Consider the following 20,371-nt stretch of genomic DNA (forward strand, 5'->3'; position numbering starts at 1 on the left):
AAAAGGAGGACTTTACAATGGATAACAAGAAGAAAGAAAAGTCCGAGGGCGAAAAGCTTGCAGAAAAGCTTCTTTCGGATAAGAAAAACGGTGGACTTCGCCTTAGCGAAGAAAAAATCAAAAAGGCAGACAAGTTCTGCGAGGGCTATAAAAGCTTTCTGAACACTGCAAAGACAGAGCGTGAGGCTGTTATCGAGGCAGTGGCTCAGGCTGAAAAAGCAGGCTTCAAGCCTTATGAAAAGGGCAAGAAGTATGACGCCGGCGACAAGTTCTATTTTGTAAACAGAGGAAAGGCTATCATACTTACAGTTATGGGCAAGGACGGTCTTGAAAAAGGTATCAGACTTGCTGCCGCTCATATCGACTCACCACGTCTTGACCTTAAACAGAACCCACTTTACGAGGACAAGGAGCTTTGCCTGTTCAAGACACACTATTACGGCGGCATAAAAAAATATCAGTGGACAACTGTTCCAATGTCGCTTCATGGCGTTGTCATAAAGGCTGACGGCGAAAGCGTTACAGTAAATATCGGCGAGGACAAGGACGACCCTGTTTTCTGCGTAACTGATATCCTGCCGCACCTTGCAGACGCTCAGATGAAAAGACCTGCTCCACAGCTCATCAAGGGCGAGGAGCTTAATCTGCTCATAGGCTCCAGACCATTCAGAGATGACGCTGTTTCAAACAAGGTAAAACTCAACATAATGGCTATCCTTAACGAGAAATACGGCATCGTAGAGGACGATTTCGTTTCCGCAGAGCTTGAAGCTGTTCCTGCATTCAAAGCACAGGACGTTGGCTTTGACAGAAGCATGGTAGGCTCTTATGGTCAGGACGACAGAGTTTGTGCATACACAGCTTTGCAGGCTATCCTCAAATGCAAAGACCCTAAAAAGACCTGCATGACCATACTCACAGACAAGGAAGAAACAGGAAGTGACGGCAACACAGGACTTAACAGCTCATATCTGCCATACTTCATTGCTGACCTTGCAAAGGTATACGGACTTGAGGGCAGAAACGTTATCTCTGCTTCTGAGTGCCTTTCAGCCGACGTAAATGCGGCATATGACCCAACATTCTCAGAGCCGTTCGAGATAAGAAACTCATCACAGATAAACTACGGCGTTGTTGCCACAAAGTTCACAGGCGCAAGGGGCAAGTCAGGCACTTCCGATGCTTCTGCTGAGTTTGTGGGCAGAGTAAGAAAGCTCTTTGACGAACACAACATCGTTTGGCAGACAGGCGAGCTTGGCAAGGTCGACGGCGGCGGTGGAGGAACTGTCGCACAGTATATCGCAAACCTTGACATGAACGTTATCGACGTTGGCGTACCGGTGCTTTCAATGCACGCACCATTTGAGATAACCTCGAAGATAGACACTTATATGGCATATAAGGCTTTCTCAGTTTTCTTTGCTGACTAATTTGATATCAAATAAGCATATCCGCTTTCCCATTTGGGGAGGGCGGATCTTTTTTTGTCCCCATTGCGACAATTTTTCCATCCAAGCAGTGCTATCATAATATCAAAGGGAGGAACGCCATGAAAATTTACATAGATATACTCCTTGTGACAAACGCCATTATGACGCTTATCATGCTGGAAGCGGCAGGCAGGATATGTCACAAGGTCATAAGTCCGCTGCGGCTGTTGACAGCTTGCTCGGTGGGAGGACTTTCGTCGCTTGTTATGGCTATAGACAGCAGAGGATATTTCACTGCAGTTCTTATTGTGGTGATAAAGCTTGTCAGTGCGGTATTCTCAGTGCTTATAGCCTTTGGGTGTAAAGACCCTTGGCAACTACTTCGATACTTTATAATATACAGTGCCGTGAACGCAGTTTTCACGGGTATAGTGGTGACCCTTTGGCAGATATCAGGGAGCAAGGTGATTTTTTTCAGAAACCTCACTGTGTATTTTGACATCTCTCTATTTAAGCTTGCCCTTGCCTGCGGTATAGCGTATGGTCTGCTCTGTCTTTATGAGAACATCACACGCAGGTGTTTCAACAGGGTCGCAAAATACGAAGCCATATACGAAAATGGTGGCTGTATAGTGAAAGTCCCTGCCATATGCGACAGTGGGAACAGGCTTTGTGACAGCTTCACAGGAACACCAGTGGTGGTTTTCTGCTGTGACAGGCTTTTCTATCACTATGACCTTGACCGTGACGAGCCCGACCCTCTAAGCGGTTTCAGGCTTATCCCCTGCTCTACTGTCAGCGGAGAGGGAATTATCCACATAACCGCCGCAGGGAGCGTAAAGATAATCGACGATAAAGACCGTGTACACAACGTCAGGTGCTATGTGGGCATAAAGCCCTCGCTGAACGGAAAGTCACGGGCTATATTCAACCCCGCATTGCTGGGATAATACAGGAGGAATACAAATGACCACACTTAAAACACTCGCTCTAGGGCTGAACAGATTTTTGAGCCGTTTGTTTTCAGACGACCCCGAAACTATAGATTACCTAAACGGTGCAGATTCGTTACCGCCGCCCCTAAACAAAGAGGAAGAGAAAAAAGCCTTTGAGCTTCTTGAAACAGACCCGAAAAAAGCCCGAGAACTGCTTATCGTGCATAATCTCAGGCTTGTGGTATATATAGCAAAGAAGTTTGAGTCAACAGGCACAGGCATAGAGGATCTTATCTCAATAGGCTCTATAGGGCTTATCAAGGCGGTGAACACCTTTTGTCCTGATAAAAACATCAAGCTCGCGACCTATGCTTCACGGTGCATAGAAAACGAGATACTTATGTTTCTTAGAAAATCAAATCAGTATAAAAATGAAATATCCATAGACGAACCGCTGAATGTTGACTGGGACGGCAACGAACTGCTTTTATCCGATATTCTAGGCACCGATGACGACACCGTGAACAAGGGCATAGAAAGCGAAGTTGAGAAACAGCTTCTTCTGGAGGAGATCGAAAAGCTCTGCCCTCGTGAAAAGCAGATAATGAAAATGCGATTCGGGCTTTCAGGCAAAAAAGAAATGACTCAGAAGCAGGTCGCTGATGAAGTCGGTATATCCCAATCCTACATATCAAGACTTGAAAAGCGGATAATAAAATCCATACGGCGAAATTTAGAAAAAATATGCTGATTAAAAGACTGGCGAACACGCAAAATGTTCACCAGTTTTTATGTTATATGGGATAATTTTGTTTTCACAGCAGTATAATTCTTCTCAGAAATAGGGATCACCTTGCCATATGTAAGTTCTATTCTGTAACGGCTTATACGGCTTACATATTCAGGATTTACAAGATAATTTTCATGACAGCGCACAAACATATCCCTATATCGTCTTTCAAACACCTTAAGGCTCTGCACTGATTCAAATGAGCCGTCAATGGTATATATGACGCAGTGACTGCCACTGCTTTCCACATAAGCTATCCACGACCTATCCAGAAAAACAAGCGACCTGTCTACGCCATTTACTATCACTCTCTTTGTACGCCTTTCACCTGAACAGACATTTTTCTTGTATATTTCTTCATAATGTACAGGATATATCCTGTCACGTTCATCATATTTAATGGCATTGGAAATGTGACAAAGCTTTATTTTTTCCTCGCCGTTCTCACTCACCCATGAAAACTGTATCCTTTGATCTGCTCTCCCAACACTGCTGTCAGGCCAAATCGTATCCAAAATGAAAAACATTATGACCTCGCAGGAACATTCCGTAAGACCTATGGAAAACACCTTTAGGTCGCTGAGCACAAATTCAAGCTTGTGTTCTTCTTGCGAAAAAGCATCAACAAGCGCCTCTCTGGTGCGTATCACATGCTTCTCAGCGGGACCTATCCACAGAATGTCTTCATGGCAGGCATTAAGAAAGCTGTCTATCTCGTTACTGTAGTACTTAGTGAGAATATCGGCTGAACGTGTTTCAAGAACTCTATATTCCATGAAATCAAATCCTCCGTTTGCTGAATTAATTTGTACATTTTTTATTGTATCTTTTATTATACGACATTTTTATTATTTTGTCAATAATACTGACACAATTTCATTTTCGCAAAATTTCGACAGATAAACTATGTATAAATTCTTCAGAAGTTTTATTGTATTTTTAAAGCATATGTGATATACTTAGACCATACGATAAATGAAAGGAGAAGATATCTTGGCGATAGATAGATTTTATGCGGTGATACCCGCTTATGAGCCTGATGAAAAAATGCTGGCTGTTATTGACGATATATCTTCATTGACCGATTTTCATATAATTGTCATTAATGACGGCAGCGGCAAGGATAAGCTGCCGATTTTTGCCGAAGCCGCAAAAAAAGCCATAGTTCTCACCCATGAGGTGAACAAAGGCAAGGGGCGTGGCATAAAAACCGCACTTGAATACATAAAAGAACATGAATCCGACACTGTGGGCATCGTCATTGCAGACGCAGACGGACAGCACAAGGTGGAGGATATAATAAGGGTGTCGGAAGCCCTGAAAAGCTCCCCTGACAAGCTTATTATGGGTTGTCGCAGATTTTCAGGAAAGATACCACTGCGAAGCAAATTCGGCAACAACATCACAAAATTCGTTTTCTCATTTGCCGCAGGAGTAAAGGTAAGCGACACGCAGACGGGCTTGCGTGGCTTTTCCTCAAAGCTCATACCTTTTATGCTGTCGGTAAACGGTGACAGATATGAGTTTGAGATGAATATGCTACTTGAATGTGCAAGAGAAGGCATAAGATTCTATGAAGTGCCTATCGAAACAGTTTACCTTGGCAAAAACGAGTCATCACATTTTAATCCTATCAAAGACTCATGGAGGATATACAAGGATATACTGAAATTCTCCTGCTCATCACTTCTTAGCTTCTGCGTGGACTATATTTTCTACAGCATTTTCGCAATGATAAGCGGGAGCGTAGCGTTTTCTAACATATGTGCAAGAGTGATAAGCTCCATTTTCAACTTTTCGATGAACAAAAAATTCGTCTTTAAAAATAAGGAAGGCATTGCAAAGACAGCCGCAAAATACTTTCTGCTTGCCGCATTCATACTAGCTGCAAACACAATAATGCTGGAGCTATGTGTGAAATATCTCATACACAACAAATATATCAGCAAAATACTTATAGAAGTGCTGCTTTTCTTTATAAGCTGGGCGGCGCAAAAAAGTTTCGTTTTCAGAAAGAGGGAAAGAAAAATTGACGAATAAGACAAAAAAGCCAATGCCTGTCTGGGCAATGATCATAACGGACGTTGTGCTTACAGCGGCAGCGATAGGCGTGTTCATGCTTTTTGACTACGTTATGCCGCAAAGTTCAGGAGTAAAGGGAGAAGTGATCGCAACAGTTGACAGCTCCGCAGAAGGTAGCTTCACCCTGCCAAATGCGGCTGACAACTCGCAGAAAGAAGGCACAGCACAGGACGATAGCGAGCCTGCAGTTACCACAACAGCTCCGCAGGCAGAAAAGGCTACAACCACACTGCGTACTGAGCAGACGAACCACAGAAACTGGGGCAATCAGGACACTGCCGACTATCGTTCAGACCAGAACGCTATAAGCAGTATAACAAACGGTGCCATAACCTCTGAGGAGCTTGGCTCGGCTTCAACTGACAATGCTCAGGTGACAGTATACAAAAAATCTATCGGCGAGGGCAGCAACAAGATAACCTATTTTGTGGCTGATGTTTATGTCACAAGCGCAAGCGAGATAAAAGCCGCCTTTGCAGACGGAGAATTCGGTAAGAACATCAAGGACTCAGTATTCAGTATGGCAGTGGAAAACAACGCTCTTTTCGCCATAAACGGTGATTTCTATGGTAATTCAGAACGCAGTATCGTTATAAGAAACGGTATAAAATACCGTGATGATGTCAACGACGCAGACGTGTGCGTGCTGTTCACAGACGGCACAATGCAGACCTACTCCCCGTCTGAATATGACAGCGACGCTGTTATAGCAAAAGGTGCATGGCAGGCTTGGAACTTTGGTCCTGCACTTCTTGACGGAAGTGGCAACGTTCTTGAAACGTTCAACACAACAAAATATCTCAACAGTGCAAATCCACGTTCAGCTATCGGCTGTGTGTCGGCAGGCCACTATATTTTCGTGACAGTTGACGGCAGAAACGAAGGCTACTCAAAGGGTGCAACTCTCAGCGAGCTTGCGGCTATCATGAGCGATGAGGGCTGTATGTCTGCGTTCAATCTTGACGGTGGAAAGTCCGCTATGATGTACTTCAACAACAGCATTGTGAACGCTCCTGACGGCGGTGGACGTGACCTCAGCGACATTATCTATATAGGAGGATAAAAATGAAAAGATTAAGCAAAATTCTCCCACATATCACGATAATACTTGCGGGAATGTTCATTGTATTCTGGATATTGGATATACTCAACCCTACAATGAATTTCATAAACAGAAAAATATCCAACAAGCTTCTGCTGGCATTTTGCATATCAGCCATAATAACAGCGATACTAGCGGTCTACTATCAGCGCAAGAGCGACAGAAAAGAATAGAACTAATGCAGAGTCACACGGCTCTGCATTTTTTATGGTCAGATTTTCCTGAAAAATATCTGTATAGTTCCTGATCGAAAGGTAATAATTATATTATCACGGCAGCATAAAATGCTGCTTTTTAACAGGAGCGTGCGATGCAGTACAATAAAGTTGAGATAAGCGGAGTGAACACCAATGAGCTTAAAACGCTGAAAGAATCGGAAAAGCTGGAGCTTTTGAAAAAAGCCCATTCAGGTGACAAGAAAGCCCGTGAGGAGCTTATAAACGGCAATCTCAGGCTCGTGCTGAGCGTTTTGCAGAAGTTTGTGAGTCGAAGCGACTCCCCTGACGATCTTTTTCAGGTGGGTGTTGTAGGGCTTATCAAGGCGATAGATAATTTCGATACCTCTCTTGATGTGAAGTTTTCTACCTACGCTGTGCCTATGATAGCAGGAGAGCTTAGAAGATTTCTTCGAGATTTTCAACCCATGAGGGTGAGCCGTTCCCTCCGTGACCTTGCTTATAAAGCAATGCAGGCAAAAGAACAGCTCATATGTGAAAACCAGAAAGAGCCTACTGTTGAGCAGATAGCAGACACTATCACCGAAAAGCCTAGTCAGGTGGTCATTGCCCTTGAAGCCATAACCGACCCGGTTTCACTCTATGAGCCTGTGTATTCTGACAACGGCGACGCTCTTTATGTGTTGGATCAGGTGAGCGACAACTGCGACGATAAAAGCTGGCTTGAAGAGCTTTCATTGAAGCAAGCCATGAGCGAGCTTCAGCCTCGTGAACGTAATATACTCTTCCTGCGCTTTTTCAAAGGACAAACTCAGGTGGAGGTAGCAAAAAATATTGGCATCTCTCAGGCACAGGTATCACGGCTTGAAAAAGGTGCATTGGAACACATCAAGAAAAGTATCTAACGTCTGTCGCAATACGTTAAATCGACATTTATGAATATTTTTGTTATATACAATTACATTAAGGTCACGTTTTTGAAACAATTTGATTAATAATGTGCTATTAAAGTTGCTTGTAGTCCAAAAATTTGATATAATATAAATAGTAGTTATTATGTTAAATCGTCATAAGGGAGTTGAAGTGTATGCTGACTGATTATTCGGTCCTTATTTCCGAGTCATATGACGGCCAGCATAAACTGTTGACCGAGGAACTGAAACGCAATGGTACAAAGGTCCATATATGCGGTGATACTGAAATAGAGCTTGAGATAGGTGCTGTAAAATATACTCCTGACGTTATCGTTATTGACTGCTGTAAGCTGGGATATAAAAAGCTTCTGCATTTTCGTGAAATACTTCATGAAGATGACATTCATCCCATAATATATAACATCTACACCTATGATGACACAGAAACGATCCGTATTCTTCTCGATTATGATGATATTCTGCACATACTTATGCCATACAACGCTAAGAACGTATGCCACTATATGCTTGACAAGCTAAAAAGGATACCTGTCGATCCTGATATCCTTAAACAGAATATTTCAAAGGAGATACATAGGATCATAACATCAACGGGCATAAACCGCAAGCATTCAGGATATGACCATATCTACTACATGATATTCCTTATTATATTCAAATATAACGGTAATAAAGTACAAATAGGCGAACTTTATAAGGACATTGAAAAACAATACGGAAAAAATACTGCAGCTATTGAACGCTCAACAAGAAGTGCTATAGTTTCAGGCTGGGAAAAAATGAAGCCTGTGGATAAGCAAATGCTTTTCGAAAGTTGCCTTGCTAACGGAACAAAGCCTACAAATGCAATGTACATAAACACCATAGCTTTATATATAAAGCATTTGTATAACGATCAGTTGGAGATGTATTACAAAAACAAAAACGATCATACATAGGACGATCCCCAAAGTGCATACCTATTATAAAGGGTATGCACTTTTTTTGAAAGGGGAAGGTTTCATGATATGTAGTTTTTCAAGCTTACGAAATAAAGAGGTCGTCAATATACGAACAGGACTGAAAATAGGCTATGTTGATGATATAGAAATGGATACTCAGGGAGCAAATATAGTTTCACTGATCGTCTATGGCAAACCAAGGGCTTTCGGTATCATGGGCAGAGATGAGGATATTATCATAAAATGCTCGGATATCGAGCTTATCGGCGAAGATACCATACTTGTAAAGTTCAACGATAGTGCAGTATGCACAAAGAGCAGAACTGTAAAAATCGAAAATTTGTTAAAATAAATTGTCGTAAACTCTTGAAATGAAATAGAAAATATGATATAATATTAAAGCAATTCGCACGGACAGGTTTTTGCCGTTGGTCCTGCCATAAGACAGGTGAAAGCAAGTAAAGCCGTCCGGAGGATAAAAACATCTGCAAAAGCAGAAATCTAAAACCAAACAGGAGGTTACTACAATGGGAGTAGTATCAATGAAGCAGCTTCTTGAAGCTGGTGTACACTTTGGTCACCAGACAAGAAGATGGAACCCTAAAATGGCTCCATACATTTTCACAGAAAGAAACGGAATTTACATCATCGATCTTCAGAAGACCGTTAAGAAGCTTGAAGAAGCTTATATGTTTATCCGTGACATCTCAGCTAATGGCGAAGAGGTACTTTTCGTAGGTACAAAGAAGCAGGCTGGAGATTCTATCAAGGAAGAGGCACTGAGAGCTAATGCACATTATGTAAATGCAAGATGGCTCGGCGGTATGATGACAAACTACAAGACGATCCAGCAGAGAATCAAGAGACTTGAGCAGCTCCACACAATGGAAGAGGACGGCACATTCGACCTTCTCCCTAAGAAGGAAGTTGTTAAGCTGAAGCTTGAGATAGAAAAGCTTGAAAAGTTCATGGGCGGTATCAAGAACATGAAGAAGCTTCCAGGCGCACTTTTCGTTGTTGACCCAAGAAAGGAAAAGATCGCTGTAGCAGAGGCTAAGAAGCTTGGCATACCTGTAGTAGCTATCGTTGACACAAACTGCGATCCTGACGATGTTGATTATGTTATCCCAGGTAACGATGACGCTATCAGAGCAGTTAAGCTTATCGCTGGTTGCATGGCTAACGCTATAATCGAAGGCAGACAGGGTGAGGACGCTGAGTCCGCTGAAGAGGCAGATAAGGTGGAAGAAGCTGACGAGGCTGCTGAATAAGAGCTGAAATTTCAGGCAGGCATTTATAGTATATTTGTCTGCCTATTTCGATATAAAACACTAGGAGGAATAATAATGGGTAAGGTATCCGTAGCAGAGATCAAAGAACTTATGACAGCAACAGGCGTTGGCATGATGGACTGCAAGAAGGCTCTTGTAGAAGCTGACGGCGATATGGAAAAGGCAGTAACACTTCTCCGTGAAAAGGGACTTGCTACACAGGCTAAGAAGAGCGGCAGAGTTGCAGCAGAGGGTATCTGCACAGCTGTAGTTAAGGGCAACGTAGGCTGCGTTCTTGAAGTAAACATCGAAACAGACTTTGCTGCTAACAATGATGAGTTCAAGGCTTTCGTTGCAGCAGTTGCTGATACAGTAATCGAGACAAACCCTGCTGACGTTGACGCACTTAAGGCAACAAAGATCAGCGGTGGTGACAAGACAGTTGAAGAGACACTTCAGGATTTGTTCATCAAGATCAGAGAGAACATGGTAATCAGAAGATTCAAGAGAATGGAAGGCATTCTTGTTCCTTACGTTCACGGTGCAGGCAGCATTGGCGTTATGGTAAAGCTTGATTCTGACATTGCAGCTGACAATGCTGAGCTCCTTGCTGCTGGTAAGGACTGTGCACTTCAGGTTGCAGCTATGAATCCTGCATACCTGAACAGAGAGGCTGTTCCTGCTGACGCTCTTGACAAGGAGAGAGAGATCATGCTGGCTCAGATGGCTGAGGATCCTAAGATGGCTAACAAGCCTGAGCAGGTTAAGCACAAGATCATCGACGGTAAGATCGGCAAATACTATTCTGAGAACTGCCTCCTTGAGCAGGCATTCGTTAAGGATGATAAGGTATCTGTTGGCAAGTACGTTGAGTCTGTAGCTAAGAAGCTTGGCGGCAAGATCGACGTTGTTGAGTACGTTCGTTTCGAGAGAGGCGAAGGCGTAGAGAAGAAGGAAGAGAACTTCGCTGACGAAGTTGCAGCAATGACAAAGTAATCTTTCTGACATAAATGAAAGCCCCTCGGTGATAAGCCGAGGGACTTTGTTTATGCTTTAAAATATTCAAGGACAGCATCTAAACTGTCCATTTTCTTGTACACCATTGACAATATCTCATCTGTCGGTGCAATAAGATCTGGCACCATTATTGGTATCATCTTCGCATTGTAAGCCGCCTTTATGCCATTGTAAGAGTCCTCTACAGCAACAGTTTTCTCAGGCGTTACTCCCAGCTTCTCACAGGCAAGTAAATATATCTCAGGCTGTGGCTTTGAATGTTTTATCATATCTCCACCAATAATCACATGGAAATAATCAAGCAGACCTGCTCCCTTTAGATTTTTGATAACCCCTTTGTAAGACGTTGATGAAGCAAGTCCTACCTTTATATCACGCTCTTTAAGATAAGAAAGCAACTCCCTTGCTCCGCTTTTCAGAGGCAAACCACGCTCAGCGATAATATCTGCACAAATGGCTTTTGCTTCGTCATAAAGTTCGGGTATTGACACTTTGTCACCATATGCGGCTTCTAGGATAGCCATTGTATCAACAGTGCTTCTGCCAATGCACTTCATAGCATTTTCGTGAACGTTGGTCAGACCATATTTCTTTCCAAGGCGCTCCCAGCTTTCAAGACCTATTACTTCGCTGTCGAAAATAACGCCGTCCATATCGAATACGATTCCGTCAAGTTCTGATAATTTCAAACCCACAACGCACCTCACTTGAAATACATATACAGATTACATTTTATCATGCCGTTGTAAAGCTTGCGCTTTTTGTCAGCCTTTTTGCCGAAAAACACCTCAAACTCCTCATGCGGGGAGATTATATAGCACGGGTTCTCCTTTGACGGGCAAAGTCTTTGTCCCATTTTCTTATAAAGCTCCTCGGCTTCCTTTATTTCAAGCATACGCTCGCCATATGGGGGATTGACAATTGTTATCGAACCCTCTATCTGGCTGTATTTTGAGATATCCTGCTGTTTTACTGTAAGCTTTGAGCCTACTCCTGCCTTTTTAGCGTTGTTTCTCGTAAGCTCAACCGCTATATCATCAACATCAAAGCCAAATGCCTTGAATGCACCCTGCCTGTCGATAGCGTCCATAGCCTCGGCTCTTGCATTGCGCCACGCTGTTTCAGGTATCTGTGACCACTGCTCTGCCGCAAAATTTCTTCTCAGACCAGGTGCAACTTTCAGTGCCTTGTATGCCGACTCAATAAGAAATGTACCTGAACCACACATAGGATCCACCACAACTGAGTCCGCACGAACTCTTGCAAGGTCAACTATACCTGCGGCAAGTGTTTCCTTGATAGGTGCGTCGTTGGAATTTCTTCTGTATCCACGCTTGTGAAGTCCTACACCTGATGTATCAAGATAGATAGTCGCAATGTCCTTATGGATAGCAAACTGTATCTGATGCTTCGATGCAGTTTCCTCAAAATAGCTTATGCCATAGGCTTTTTCAAGTCTTTTAACGCAGGCTTTTTTGATTATCTTCTGACAATCAGGGATAGAATGAAGCTTTGAATTGAGGGCATGACCCTTAACAGGGAAAGCGTCTTCCCTGCCGATAAAGTTCTCCAGCGGAAGATTCATAACACCGTCAAAAAGCTGTTCAAAGCTTTCTGCTCTAAAGCTGCCAAGCTCGATAAGTACACGCTCTCCTGTGGCAATCCAAAGATTTGCCTTTGCAAGCACGTCAAAGCCACCTTCAAAGCTTATCTTGCCGTCAGTTGTGGTAAGATTTTCACCGCCTATCTTTTTTATCTCATATGCAAGCACGCTTTCAAGACCAAAATGGCATGGAACGCACATTCGCAGTTTATTTTCCATAATGATTTCCTTTCAAAAAAGCCTCCATAGAGTTATGGAGGCTTTAATTTTAATGATTTCCGCTACAATACTCAGGCTCGTTGGATTTCTTGTAATATCCGGTTGCCGTGCTATAGCATGAATTTGACGCAAGCTTACCTGTCTTTGTGCAGTAGGTGAGCTTTTCAACTGTATCAGGCATTTTGAAAGTCTTTTCAAATGACTTATGCTTCTCATTCTCAGCGATATCGCCAAAAACGTTCTTCCAAATCGCACCGATATTCTGATACTCGTTCGTAGGGATAGTGGCTGGGTTTTCATAACCTATCCAGATACCTGAAACGTAATCAGGAGTACAGCCTACAAATGAGAGGTCAAACCAGTCAGATGAAGTACCTGTCTTACCGACAAGGTCAGTATTGTTTAGCTTAGCATATCTACCAGTACCGTCCTGCTGAGTTATAACATTCTGCATCATTCTGTTCATAACATAAGCGGTAGACTCGCTGATAGCCTGCTTGTATCCGTCGCTCTTTTCATAGATAGCGTTTCCGTCAGCGTCCTCTACCTTTGAAACGTAGGTAACGTCATACTTCTTACCGCCATTGCCGAATATCATATAAGCGCCTACAAGCTCCTCAAGCTTAGTACCATTTGTAAGACCGCCGACAGTTACTGGTGAATAGTCAGCGTCGGAGTCTGCAAGCGTAGTGATGTCAAGCTTTTCCTTAAGGAAGTTATAGGAATAAGCAGGTGTCATTTTTTTGATGAGCTGCGCAGGAAGCGTATTAAGCGACCTTGTGAGCATTTCTACAGTTGTAAGCTGCTGATAAGACCAGTTTGCACTGTCGCCTGTTTCCGAATAGTTTACAGGCCACTTTTTGTCCTTGCCCTTTACCTTAATAGTGATAGGCTCATCAGTGAACAGCGTTGACCATGTCATAAGGTCCTGATCCAATGCAGGAGCATATGAAGCTATAGGCTTGATACAAGAACCTGGTGAACGTTTGGCATCAGTAGCAATATTATAAACTCTCGACTCCTTTTTCTTATCACGTCCGCCAACGATAGCCTTAACATTGCCCTGATAGTCCATGGCGATAAAGCCTGACCACAGAGTATCGTCCTTTTTGTTCATTTCATAGGTGGTGAAATTACTTTGCTTCTGCATTTCCTTTTCCACCTTCTTCTGCATACTTCTGTCAACAGTGGTATATGCAGTAAATCCGCCGTCATAAAGTCTTGCGGAAGCGTCCTCCCATGAAATGCCATAATAGTCAGCGATTATCTGTATAGTCTGATTGATAGCAGCGTCCATGAAATAAGATGTCGGACCCTGATCTTTTGTTTCGTCCTCATAGATAGTTGAGCTTGTGTAGGTTATGTCGCCTGTTATTTTTAGCTCATAGTTGAGGGCTTCGTTATATTCCTGCTCAGAAATTGCACCGTTATCGAGCATATGATCCAACGTATACTTCTGTCTGAGCTTGTTGTTTTTCATATTATCATATGGGTTGTTTGCAGCAGGCCAGCTTGTCATACCCGCAAGTGAAGCTGCCTCAGCAAGGTTAAGATCCTTTACGTCCTTGCCAAAATAGAAGTTTGCAGCAGCCTGAACTCCGATGATATCATACTCCTGAGTTGTCAGTGGCACAAGGTTAAGATAGCTTTGGAGGATATCTTCCTTTGTGTAGGTCTTTTCCACGTTGATAGAACGGAAGATCTCTCGTATCTTACGCTCAATACCATGGATAGAATCTCTGGAGTCATCACCCGTGATGTTCTTGATAGTCTGCTGAGTGATAGTCGAACCACCTATCTGTCTGCCGCCGTATATCGGAATGAATACATTGACAAATGAAGCGAACGTTCTCTTAAAGTCAACGCCGTCATGAGAATAAAATCTCTCGTCCTCGGTGTACACAAAAGCGTCCTGAACATACTGAGGGATATCCTCAAGATCAGCCCATACAACGTGCTTATTGCTGTTTTTCAGAGCATAATAAAGGTCATACTCCTGTGAATCCTCATCATCTTCATCATAGTCAGGGTTGACAGACAAAAATCTCGAAATGTTGCTTGTTTCCGTCTTGTCAAGGCTGATAGTTGTTGTGGTATCTGCAAAGTTAAGGACGTAAATAGTCAGAACTGTTGCAAATATAGAACAGGTGATAATGAGTATCAGGAATATCGACAGCAAAGCTGTGCCTAATATTTTGAGAACTCTGACAGCAGGATTAGTGGATCTTTTCTTTTTGCGTTTTTTCACTGCCGTGTTTTTTATTTCATCCATAAATTTAACCTTTCGTCTTTATTTGATCTGATATTATTATACCACATACGAATCAAAAAGTTAAGTCTTTTCGGTAAATCTTTAGTTTTTTCTAAGGATTTTTTGACAGAACAAAGCTGCCGTTATTTCATTGAAAATAAAAAACGAGGGCGATCACTCGCCCCCATGAATTTTATTGCTTATTCAGCGTCCTCAGAAGCCTCGTCATCAGCAGGAAGCAAAGCTCTCATAGACAGGCTGATCCTCTTCTTGTCGAGATCTATCTCTGTGATCTGGCAATCAACTACCTGACCTACAGAAAGGATATCTGCAACATTGTTTACTCTCTGGTTAGCGATCTGAGAGATATGGATAAGGCCGTCGATACCGTCAATGATCTGTGCAAAAGCACCAAAGCTTGTGATAGAAACAACAGTAGCCTTAACTACCTGACCTACCTCATAGTTAGCCTTGAAGATCTCCCATGGATTCTCTGAAGCCTTCTTATATGTCAATGAAACCTTCTTTGTTTCGCTGTCGATATCCTTGATAGTAACAGTGATCTTATCGCCAACAGAAACAACGTCTGAAGGGTGCTTGATCCTGTTCCAAGAAAGATCCATTCTTCTGATAAGGCCGTCAACACCACCGAGATCTACGAATACGCCGTAATCTGTGATAGACTTAACTGTACCCTCTACCTCAGAACCGATCTGAGCTGTCTCAAAGAACTTAGCCTGAGCTGCTGCTCTTTCCTCTCTTGCTACTGCACGGATAGAACCAACTGCTCTCTGCTTAGCCTCGTTTACCTCAAGGATCTTGAAGCTTACTGACTGCTTGAGCAGATCGTTAAGATCGAAATCTCTTCTTGGAGCTGCCTGTGAAGCAGGGATAAATACCTTAACACCGTTAGCTGATACGAGTACACCGCCCTTAACAACGTTTGTAACTGTACCTGTAAGTGTAGCGTCAGCTTCCTTAGCCTCAACTATCTTCTGGAAACCAAGAACTGCGTCAACCTTCTTCTTAGAAAGTGTAACGATACCCTCCTGGTCATTTGTCTTAAGAACGATCAGATCGATCTTGTCGCCTACCTTTACGATATCCTCTGGCTTCTTAGTAGGATCATCTGTAAGCTCAGATGCAGGAATATAGCCTGTGTGCTTTGTTCCGATATCTACGGCTACTTCACCGTTATTGATATCGGTGACAATGCCCTCAACCTTCATTCCCGTATGTATTTTTTTCAGAGTCTTTTCCAGTTCCTCCTCAAAATTAAATTCTTCGTCAACATTGTTCAACATTTCACTCATGGTCTGTTGTACCTCCTTGATTATATAAGCCGGCGTCGATGCACCAGCAGAAATCCCGATAAATTTTGCACCTGATAAGTCAATATCACATGCCCTCAGTCCTTCGGCGTCCTCCACAAGCCAGCATTTGCAATATTCATCGCATATGGCTTTAAGCTTGTGAGTATTGGAGCTGTGCAGCCCTCCGACTATTATCATTATGTCGGCAGCCTTCGCAAGCTCCGCCGCCTCCTTCTGTCTTTCAGAAGTGGCACTGCATATGGTGTTATACACCACAGCCTCAGGCAGATACCTCTCAAAAAGCTCTTCGCACTTTCTCCACATATTCTTATTATACGTTGTCTGAGCCAGAATTGCAACCTTTTTTGACGAAAAATCTTTCTCTTTCACCAAATTTTCAAAATCGTCACATGAACTGAACACATAACTCTCTCCGCTGCAATGACCTCTTATACCCATTATTTCCGGGTGAGCCTCATCGCCTGCGATAAGAATAACGTATCCCTCGCCCGATTTTTCGGCTGCTATCTTGTGTATCCTTGCCACAAAGGGACAGGTAGCGTCAATTACTTCCGCACCTACCTTTGCAAGCTTTTCATACACGTCCAGTCCAACACCGTGGGATCTGATAACAACTGTCTGGTCTTTCGTGACCTTATCCACATCGGTGGAGTAAACTCCTTTTGCTTCAAGGTCAGAAACTACGTTTGGATTGTGAATGATTGGGCCTAACGTTACAACATTATTTCGGTTATCTAATTCATTATACACTATTTTTACGGCTCTGTCTACACCAAAACAGAAACCTGCGGTCTTTGCAACGCAAATTTTACACTTTGTTAACATTTAACGTACCAACTCCGTGATATTTTTCATGATCTCGTTCTTGATAGTCTTAAGCGAATGAGGGTCTGTGGCTGTAACGCCTATCTCGCCAGGCACTATAGGCTTGCCAAACCTTACAACTACACGCTTTCTGAGTTTGAGCTTGCCCTCGAAATTGATACCGACAGGGACCACAGGCACCTGAGCCACGGCCGCCACCAATGCAACACCCGTTTTGCCCTTTCCTACCTTGCCGTCCTTTGAACGTGTTCCCTCAGGGAAGATTACAAGGTTTCTGCCCTTTTCAAGCTTTTCGATAGATGTATCTATGACCTGAGTGTCGCCCTTTCCTCTTGTGACAGGGAATGCTCCGAACGCTTTTATAAGCAGGGTGAAGAACACATTCTGATGAAAAAGTTCCTCCTTAGCCATATAAGAAAGCGGCACTCTTGTTGGCAGTGCGATAAAAACAGGGTCCTGATAGCTTCTGTGATTTGAGGCGAATATGTTCCCGCCGTCCTTTGGGATATTTTCCGTACCCTCGAAAGTGATGTTAAAATACAGATGATAAAGTCCCATAACGATATATCTCAGCACTGTGTACCAGAACATATGGAAATGACCAAGCCTGTGTTCTTTTTTCACAGGTCTGACAGGCATTATCTCTTTTATCTTACGCTCTTTTTTTTTAGTCTTGTCAGTTATTACCTTGTAAATAGCCTCAACAGACTCTTCAAGAGTCAACTCAGTAGAGTCCACCTCAACAGCGTCATCAGCCTTTTTCAGCGGTGCTATCTCTCTGTGTGTATCGTTATAGTCACGCTGGATTATATCCTGCAATACCTCGTCATATGTAGACTTGTCGCCCTTTTCCTGAAGCTCCTTGAAACGTCTTTCTGCTCTGGCTTCAGGTGCGGCTGTGAGGAATATCTTCACGTCAGCGTTTGGCAAAACCACAGTGCCAATATCTCTGCCGTCCATGATGATGTTGTTTTCTTTTGCGATATTCTTCTGAAGTTCAAGCAGAAATTCTCTTACCTCAGGTATAGCAGACACCTTTGACGCACCCATGGATATCTCAGGCGTTCTTATTTTGTCTGAAACGTCCTCGTCATTGAGCATTACTCTCTGCCCTGCTTCTGTGTAGCAAAGCTTTATGGATATCTCACCAAGAAGGGGTTTAATCTGCTCAGGGTCAGAAAGGTCTGCACCCTTACTTATAACATAATAAGCTATAGAGCGGTACATCGCACCTGTGTCTACATATACATATTCAAGCTTTTTCGCTACCGCCTTTGCGATAGTGGACTTTCCTGCTCCGGAAGGTCCGTCGAGAGCCACGTTTATTCCCATATCAAAATCTCCTTATCCTATTTTATCCGCACAGCTATACGCCGTGGAAAACGCTATCTGCAAATTAAAGCCCCCTGTATAAGCGTCAACGTCAAGCACCTCACCGATAAAGTAAAGTCCTTTACACAGCTTTGACTCCATTGACCGTGGGTCTATCTGCGAAACATCAACTCCTCCACGGGTTATGATAGCTTCCTCTACAGGACGCATACACTTCACTGTGAACGTTAGCTTTTTCACTGTGGAAACAAGCCTTTCACGCTCCTCACGGGTTATCTGATTTACTTTTTTCTCAGGGTCGATACCGCACCTTTTTATTATAAGTGGTATTATCTTTGAAGGCAGCAGCTTACCCAGTGAATTCTGAAAATCTCTGTTTGGAAAATCACCGAAATCGCGAAGTATCCTGCTGTCAAGCTGTTCATGGCTCAGCGCAGGTTTAAGGTCAATATCCATATAATACCTTGACTTGTTCATATCACCAAGGTGAGCCGAAGCCGAAAGTACAAGCGGTCCGCTCAGACCAAAGTGTGTGAAAAGCATTTCTCCAAGCTCGTGGAAAAGCGGCTTATCTCTGTCCTCTTCACGAAGCGTCAAGGTGCAGTTTCTAAGGGAAAGCCCCATTGCAGAAGCACATTCCTCACGCTCATAAGTGACCACAGGGCAAAGTGACGGAGTTATTGCCGTGACCTTATGCCCCACAGACTTCGCAAGCCTATAACCGTCGCCTGTTGAGCCTGTCCGTGGATAGGATTTCCCGCCAGTTGCAACGATAACACTGTCTGCGTAATAATCCCCATGCTCGCATTTAAAGCCCTCTGCTCTGCCGTCCTTTATGATAAGCTCTTTTACCTCATCGTCGATAAACTGCACACCACTGTCCTCGCAGGCTTTTACAAGTGCTTTTACGATATCCTTCGCATTGTCGCTCACAGGGAAAACCCTGTTGCCACGCTCTGTTTTAAGCTCCACACCAAGGCACTCAAAGAAGCTCATAACGTCCTCTGGAGCAAATCTGCTCAGTGCTGAATACATGAACTTGCTGTTGCGTGGAATATTTTTCATAACAGTGTCAGCGGTGCAGTTGTTTGTGACGTTACACCTGCCCTTGCCTGTTATCATGAGCTTTCTGCCCTGACAGCCGCTATGCTCGATAACAGCAACGCTCTTTCCACGCCAGCCAAGCTGAACTGCGCAGAACATTCCTGCCGCACCTGCGCCAGCTATAACTGCGTCAAATCTTCTCACTGTGTATCTTCCTCGCTTTTTGCGTAAACGTCATACTCAGCCCAAACCTTTTCAAGACGTTCAAAGGTCTGGGACACTCTGTCGATATTTCTTATTGATACCGCAACGATAAGTGCATTTATAAGGCTCAGCGGTGCAACGAGAGAGTCAACGAATGAAGCCATATCGCTTCTTGCAAGAAGCAGGCTGTCTGCATACTTTGCGATAGGCGAAGCCTTTGAGTCTGTTATAGCGATAACGTTCGCACCGTTGCTCTTTGCATATTTAAGAGCCTTGACGGTCTGCTTTGAATACCTCGGGAAAGAAATTCCTATCATGGCGTCCTTTTCGTCTATTCTCATTATCTTTTCAAAAAGCTCGGAAGTAGTCGTACTCTGAACGAGCTTTACATGGGGGAAAATAAGTCCCAGATAATAAGCAAGGAACGAAGCGATAGAAGCTGCACTTCTCGTACCCATTATGTAAAGGGTATTGCAGGACACGATAGTATCAACGGCATTGTTGAAGTCCTCCTTTGAGGTTTCCTCCAAAGTACGCCTTATCTTGTCGATATCAAGATTCAGCACCCTTTCAAGCACGTTGTCACTGCTCATAAGGTCGGAAGTGACCTCTATTCTCTGAACAGTTGTAAGCTTGTTTCTCATAAGCTCCTGCAAGCCTTTTTGAAGGGCAGGATAGCCGTCATAGCCCAGCTCTGAGGCAAATCTTACTACTGTTGATTCGCTGACGCCCACAGTTTTTCCAAGCTTCTGAGCCGTCATAAAAGCCGCTTTGTCATAGTGGGAGAGAATGTAGTTTGCAATAAGCTTGTGTCCCTTTGATAAGCCTGAAAGCTTTTCATTGATAAGCGTAAATAAATCTTTTTCCATTTCTATCTATA

19 protein-coding genes are annotated in these 20,371 nt (G+C 43.4%); 11 read left to right on the forward strand and 8 right to left on the reverse strand.

The genetic code is table 11. The features are described 5' to 3' along the window. Nucleotides 1–17 precede the first annotated feature (17 nt). From DW938_RS04440 to sigE, 3 genes are all read left to right on the forward strand, one after another. Nucleotides 18–1,430 (forward strand): aminopeptidase, encoded by a 1,413-nt coding sequence (locus DW938_RS04440; RefSeq protein WP_046440354.1) that lies wholly within the window; start codon nt 18–20, stop codon nt 1,428–1,430. Between the two features lie 119 nt (nt 1,431–1,549). Next, on the forward strand, nt 1,550–2,380 hold the full coding sequence (locus DW938_RS04445; RefSeq protein ID WP_117923876.1) for a sigma-E processing peptidase SpoIIGA: 831 nt from the start codon (nt 1,550–1,552) through the stop codon (nt 2,378–2,380). A gap of 16 nt (nt 2,381–2,396) precedes the next feature. Further along, complete coding sequence (sigE, locus tag DW938_RS04450; RefSeq protein WP_051706493.1) at nt 2,397–3,116, forward strand: RNA polymerase sporulation sigma factor SigE; 720 nt, start codon at nt 2,397–2,399, stop codon at nt 3,114–3,116. A gap of 38 nt (nt 3,117–3,154) precedes the next feature. On the opposite strand, the gene DW938_RS04455 is transcribed toward sigE, so the two are convergent. Further along, nucleotides 3,155–3,931, reverse strand: coding sequence for a LytTR family DNA-binding domain-containing protein (locus DW938_RS04455; protein WP_118124006.1), 777 nt, complete (start codon nt 3,929–3,931; stop codon nt 3,155–3,157). Nucleotides 3,932–4,148: 217 nt separating this feature from the next. Here DW938_RS04455 and DW938_RS04460 point away from each other — a divergent pair, with 217 nt between their 5' ends. The 8 genes from DW938_RS04460 to tsf all read left to right on the forward strand — a co-directional run bounded on the left by DW938_RS04460 (nt 4,149) and on the right by tsf (nt 10,658). Beyond that, nucleotides 4,149–5,195, forward strand: a complete 1,047-nt coding sequence (locus tag DW938_RS04460) for a bifunctional glycosyltransferase family 2/GtrA family protein (protein WP_242992369.1) — start codon at nt 4,149–4,151, stop codon at nt 5,193–5,195. Continuing rightward, on the forward strand, nt 5,185–6,300 hold the full coding sequence (locus tag DW938_RS04465; RefSeq protein ID WP_242992371.1) for a phosphodiester glycosidase family protein: 1,116 nt from the start codon (nt 5,185–5,187) through the stop codon (nt 6,298–6,300). The genes DW938_RS04460 and DW938_RS04465 overlap by 11 nt, the downstream gene beginning before the upstream one ends. Before the next feature lie 2 nt (nt 6,301–6,302). Continuing rightward, complete coding sequence (locus DW938_RS04470; protein WP_038671587.1) at nt 6,303–6,512, forward strand: hypothetical protein; 210 nt, start codon at nt 6,303–6,305, stop codon at nt 6,510–6,512. A 137-nt stretch (nt 6,513–6,649) separates the two neighbouring features. Beyond that, a complete protein-coding gene (gene sigG / locus DW938_RS04475) occupies nt 6,650–7,420 on the forward strand; it encodes an RNA polymerase sporulation sigma factor SigG (protein ID WP_117863719.1) in 771 nt (256 codons plus the stop codon). A gap of 182 nt (nt 7,421–7,602) precedes the next feature. Next, nucleotides 7,603–8,388, forward strand: coding sequence for a sporulation initiation factor Spo0A C-terminal domain-containing protein (locus DW938_RS04480; RefSeq protein ID WP_117938653.1), 786 nt, complete (start codon nt 7,603–7,605; stop codon nt 8,386–8,388). Nucleotides 8,389–8,452: 64 nt separating this feature from the next. Then, nucleotides 8,453–8,743 carry a YlmC/YmxH family sporulation protein gene (locus DW938_RS04485; protein WP_117957850.1) on the forward strand — a complete coding sequence of 97 codons (291 nt, stop codon included), beginning with the start codon at nt 8,453–8,455 and terminating at the stop codon, nt 8,741–8,743. A gap of 175 nt (nt 8,744–8,918) precedes the next feature. After that, a complete protein-coding gene (gene rpsB, locus DW938_RS04490; protein ID WP_038671579.1) occupies nt 8,919–9,662 on the forward strand; it encodes a 30S ribosomal protein S2 in 744 nt (247 codons plus the stop codon). Nucleotides 9,663–9,737: 75 nt separating this feature from the next. Further along, entirely contained in the window at nt 9,738–10,658 is a 921-nt protein-coding gene (gene tsf / locus DW938_RS04495; protein ID WP_022287299.1) for a translation elongation factor Ts, read from the forward strand. Nucleotides 10,659–10,708: 50 nt separating this feature from the next. Here the strand turns inward: tsf and DW938_RS04500 are convergent, their stop codons facing one another. The 7 genes from DW938_RS04500 to DW938_RS04530 all read right to left on the reverse strand — a co-directional run bounded on the left by DW938_RS04500 (nt 10,709) and on the right by DW938_RS04530 (nt 20,360). Then, complete coding sequence (locus tag DW938_RS04500) at nt 10,709–11,374, reverse strand: HAD family phosphatase (protein ID WP_242992373.1); 666 nt, start codon at nt 11,372–11,374, stop codon at nt 10,709–10,711. An 8-nt stretch (nt 11,375–11,382) separates the two neighbouring features. Next, entirely contained in the window at nt 11,383–12,501 is a 1,119-nt protein-coding gene (locus tag DW938_RS04505) for a class I SAM-dependent RNA methyltransferase (RefSeq protein WP_038671573.1), read from the reverse strand. Between the two features lie 49 nt (nt 12,502–12,550). After that, nucleotides 12,551–14,773 carry a transglycosylase domain-containing protein gene (locus DW938_RS04510; protein WP_118124007.1) on the reverse strand — a complete coding sequence of 741 codons (2,223 nt, stop codon included), beginning with the start codon at nt 14,771–14,773 and terminating at the stop codon, nt 12,551–12,553. A 179-nt stretch (nt 14,774–14,952) separates the two neighbouring features. Continuing rightward, the gene (locus DW938_RS04515; protein WP_117865706.1) at nt 14,953–16,911 is read right to left on the reverse strand and encodes a bifunctional 4-hydroxy-3-methylbut-2-enyl diphosphate reductase/30S ribosomal protein S1; all 1,959 of its coding nucleotides are present in this window, start codon (nt 16,909–16,911) and stop codon (nt 14,953–14,955) included. Continuing rightward, on the reverse strand, nt 16,912–18,243 hold the full coding sequence (gene cmk / locus DW938_RS15340) for a (d)CMP kinase (RefSeq protein ID WP_118124008.1): 1,332 nt from the start codon (nt 18,241–18,243) through the stop codon (nt 16,912–16,914). 12 nt (nt 18,244–18,255) lie between these two features. Then, nucleotides 18,256–19,491, reverse strand: coding sequence for an NAD(P)/FAD-dependent oxidoreductase (locus tag DW938_RS04525; protein ID WP_118124009.1), 1,236 nt, complete (start codon nt 19,489–19,491; stop codon nt 18,256–18,258). Beyond that, entirely contained in the window at nt 19,488–20,360 is an 873-nt protein-coding gene (locus DW938_RS04530) for a MurR/RpiR family transcriptional regulator (protein WP_022287306.1), read from the reverse strand. The genes DW938_RS04525 and DW938_RS04530 overlap by 4 nt, the downstream gene beginning before the upstream one ends. Nucleotides 20,361–20,371 lie beyond the last annotated feature (11 nt).

The organism is Ruminococcus sp. AM43-6 (assembly GCF_003461785.1).
In the GTDB taxonomy this organism is placed as follows: Bacteria; Bacillota; Clostridia; order Oscillospirales; family Ruminococcaceae; genus Hominimerdicola; species Hominimerdicola aceti.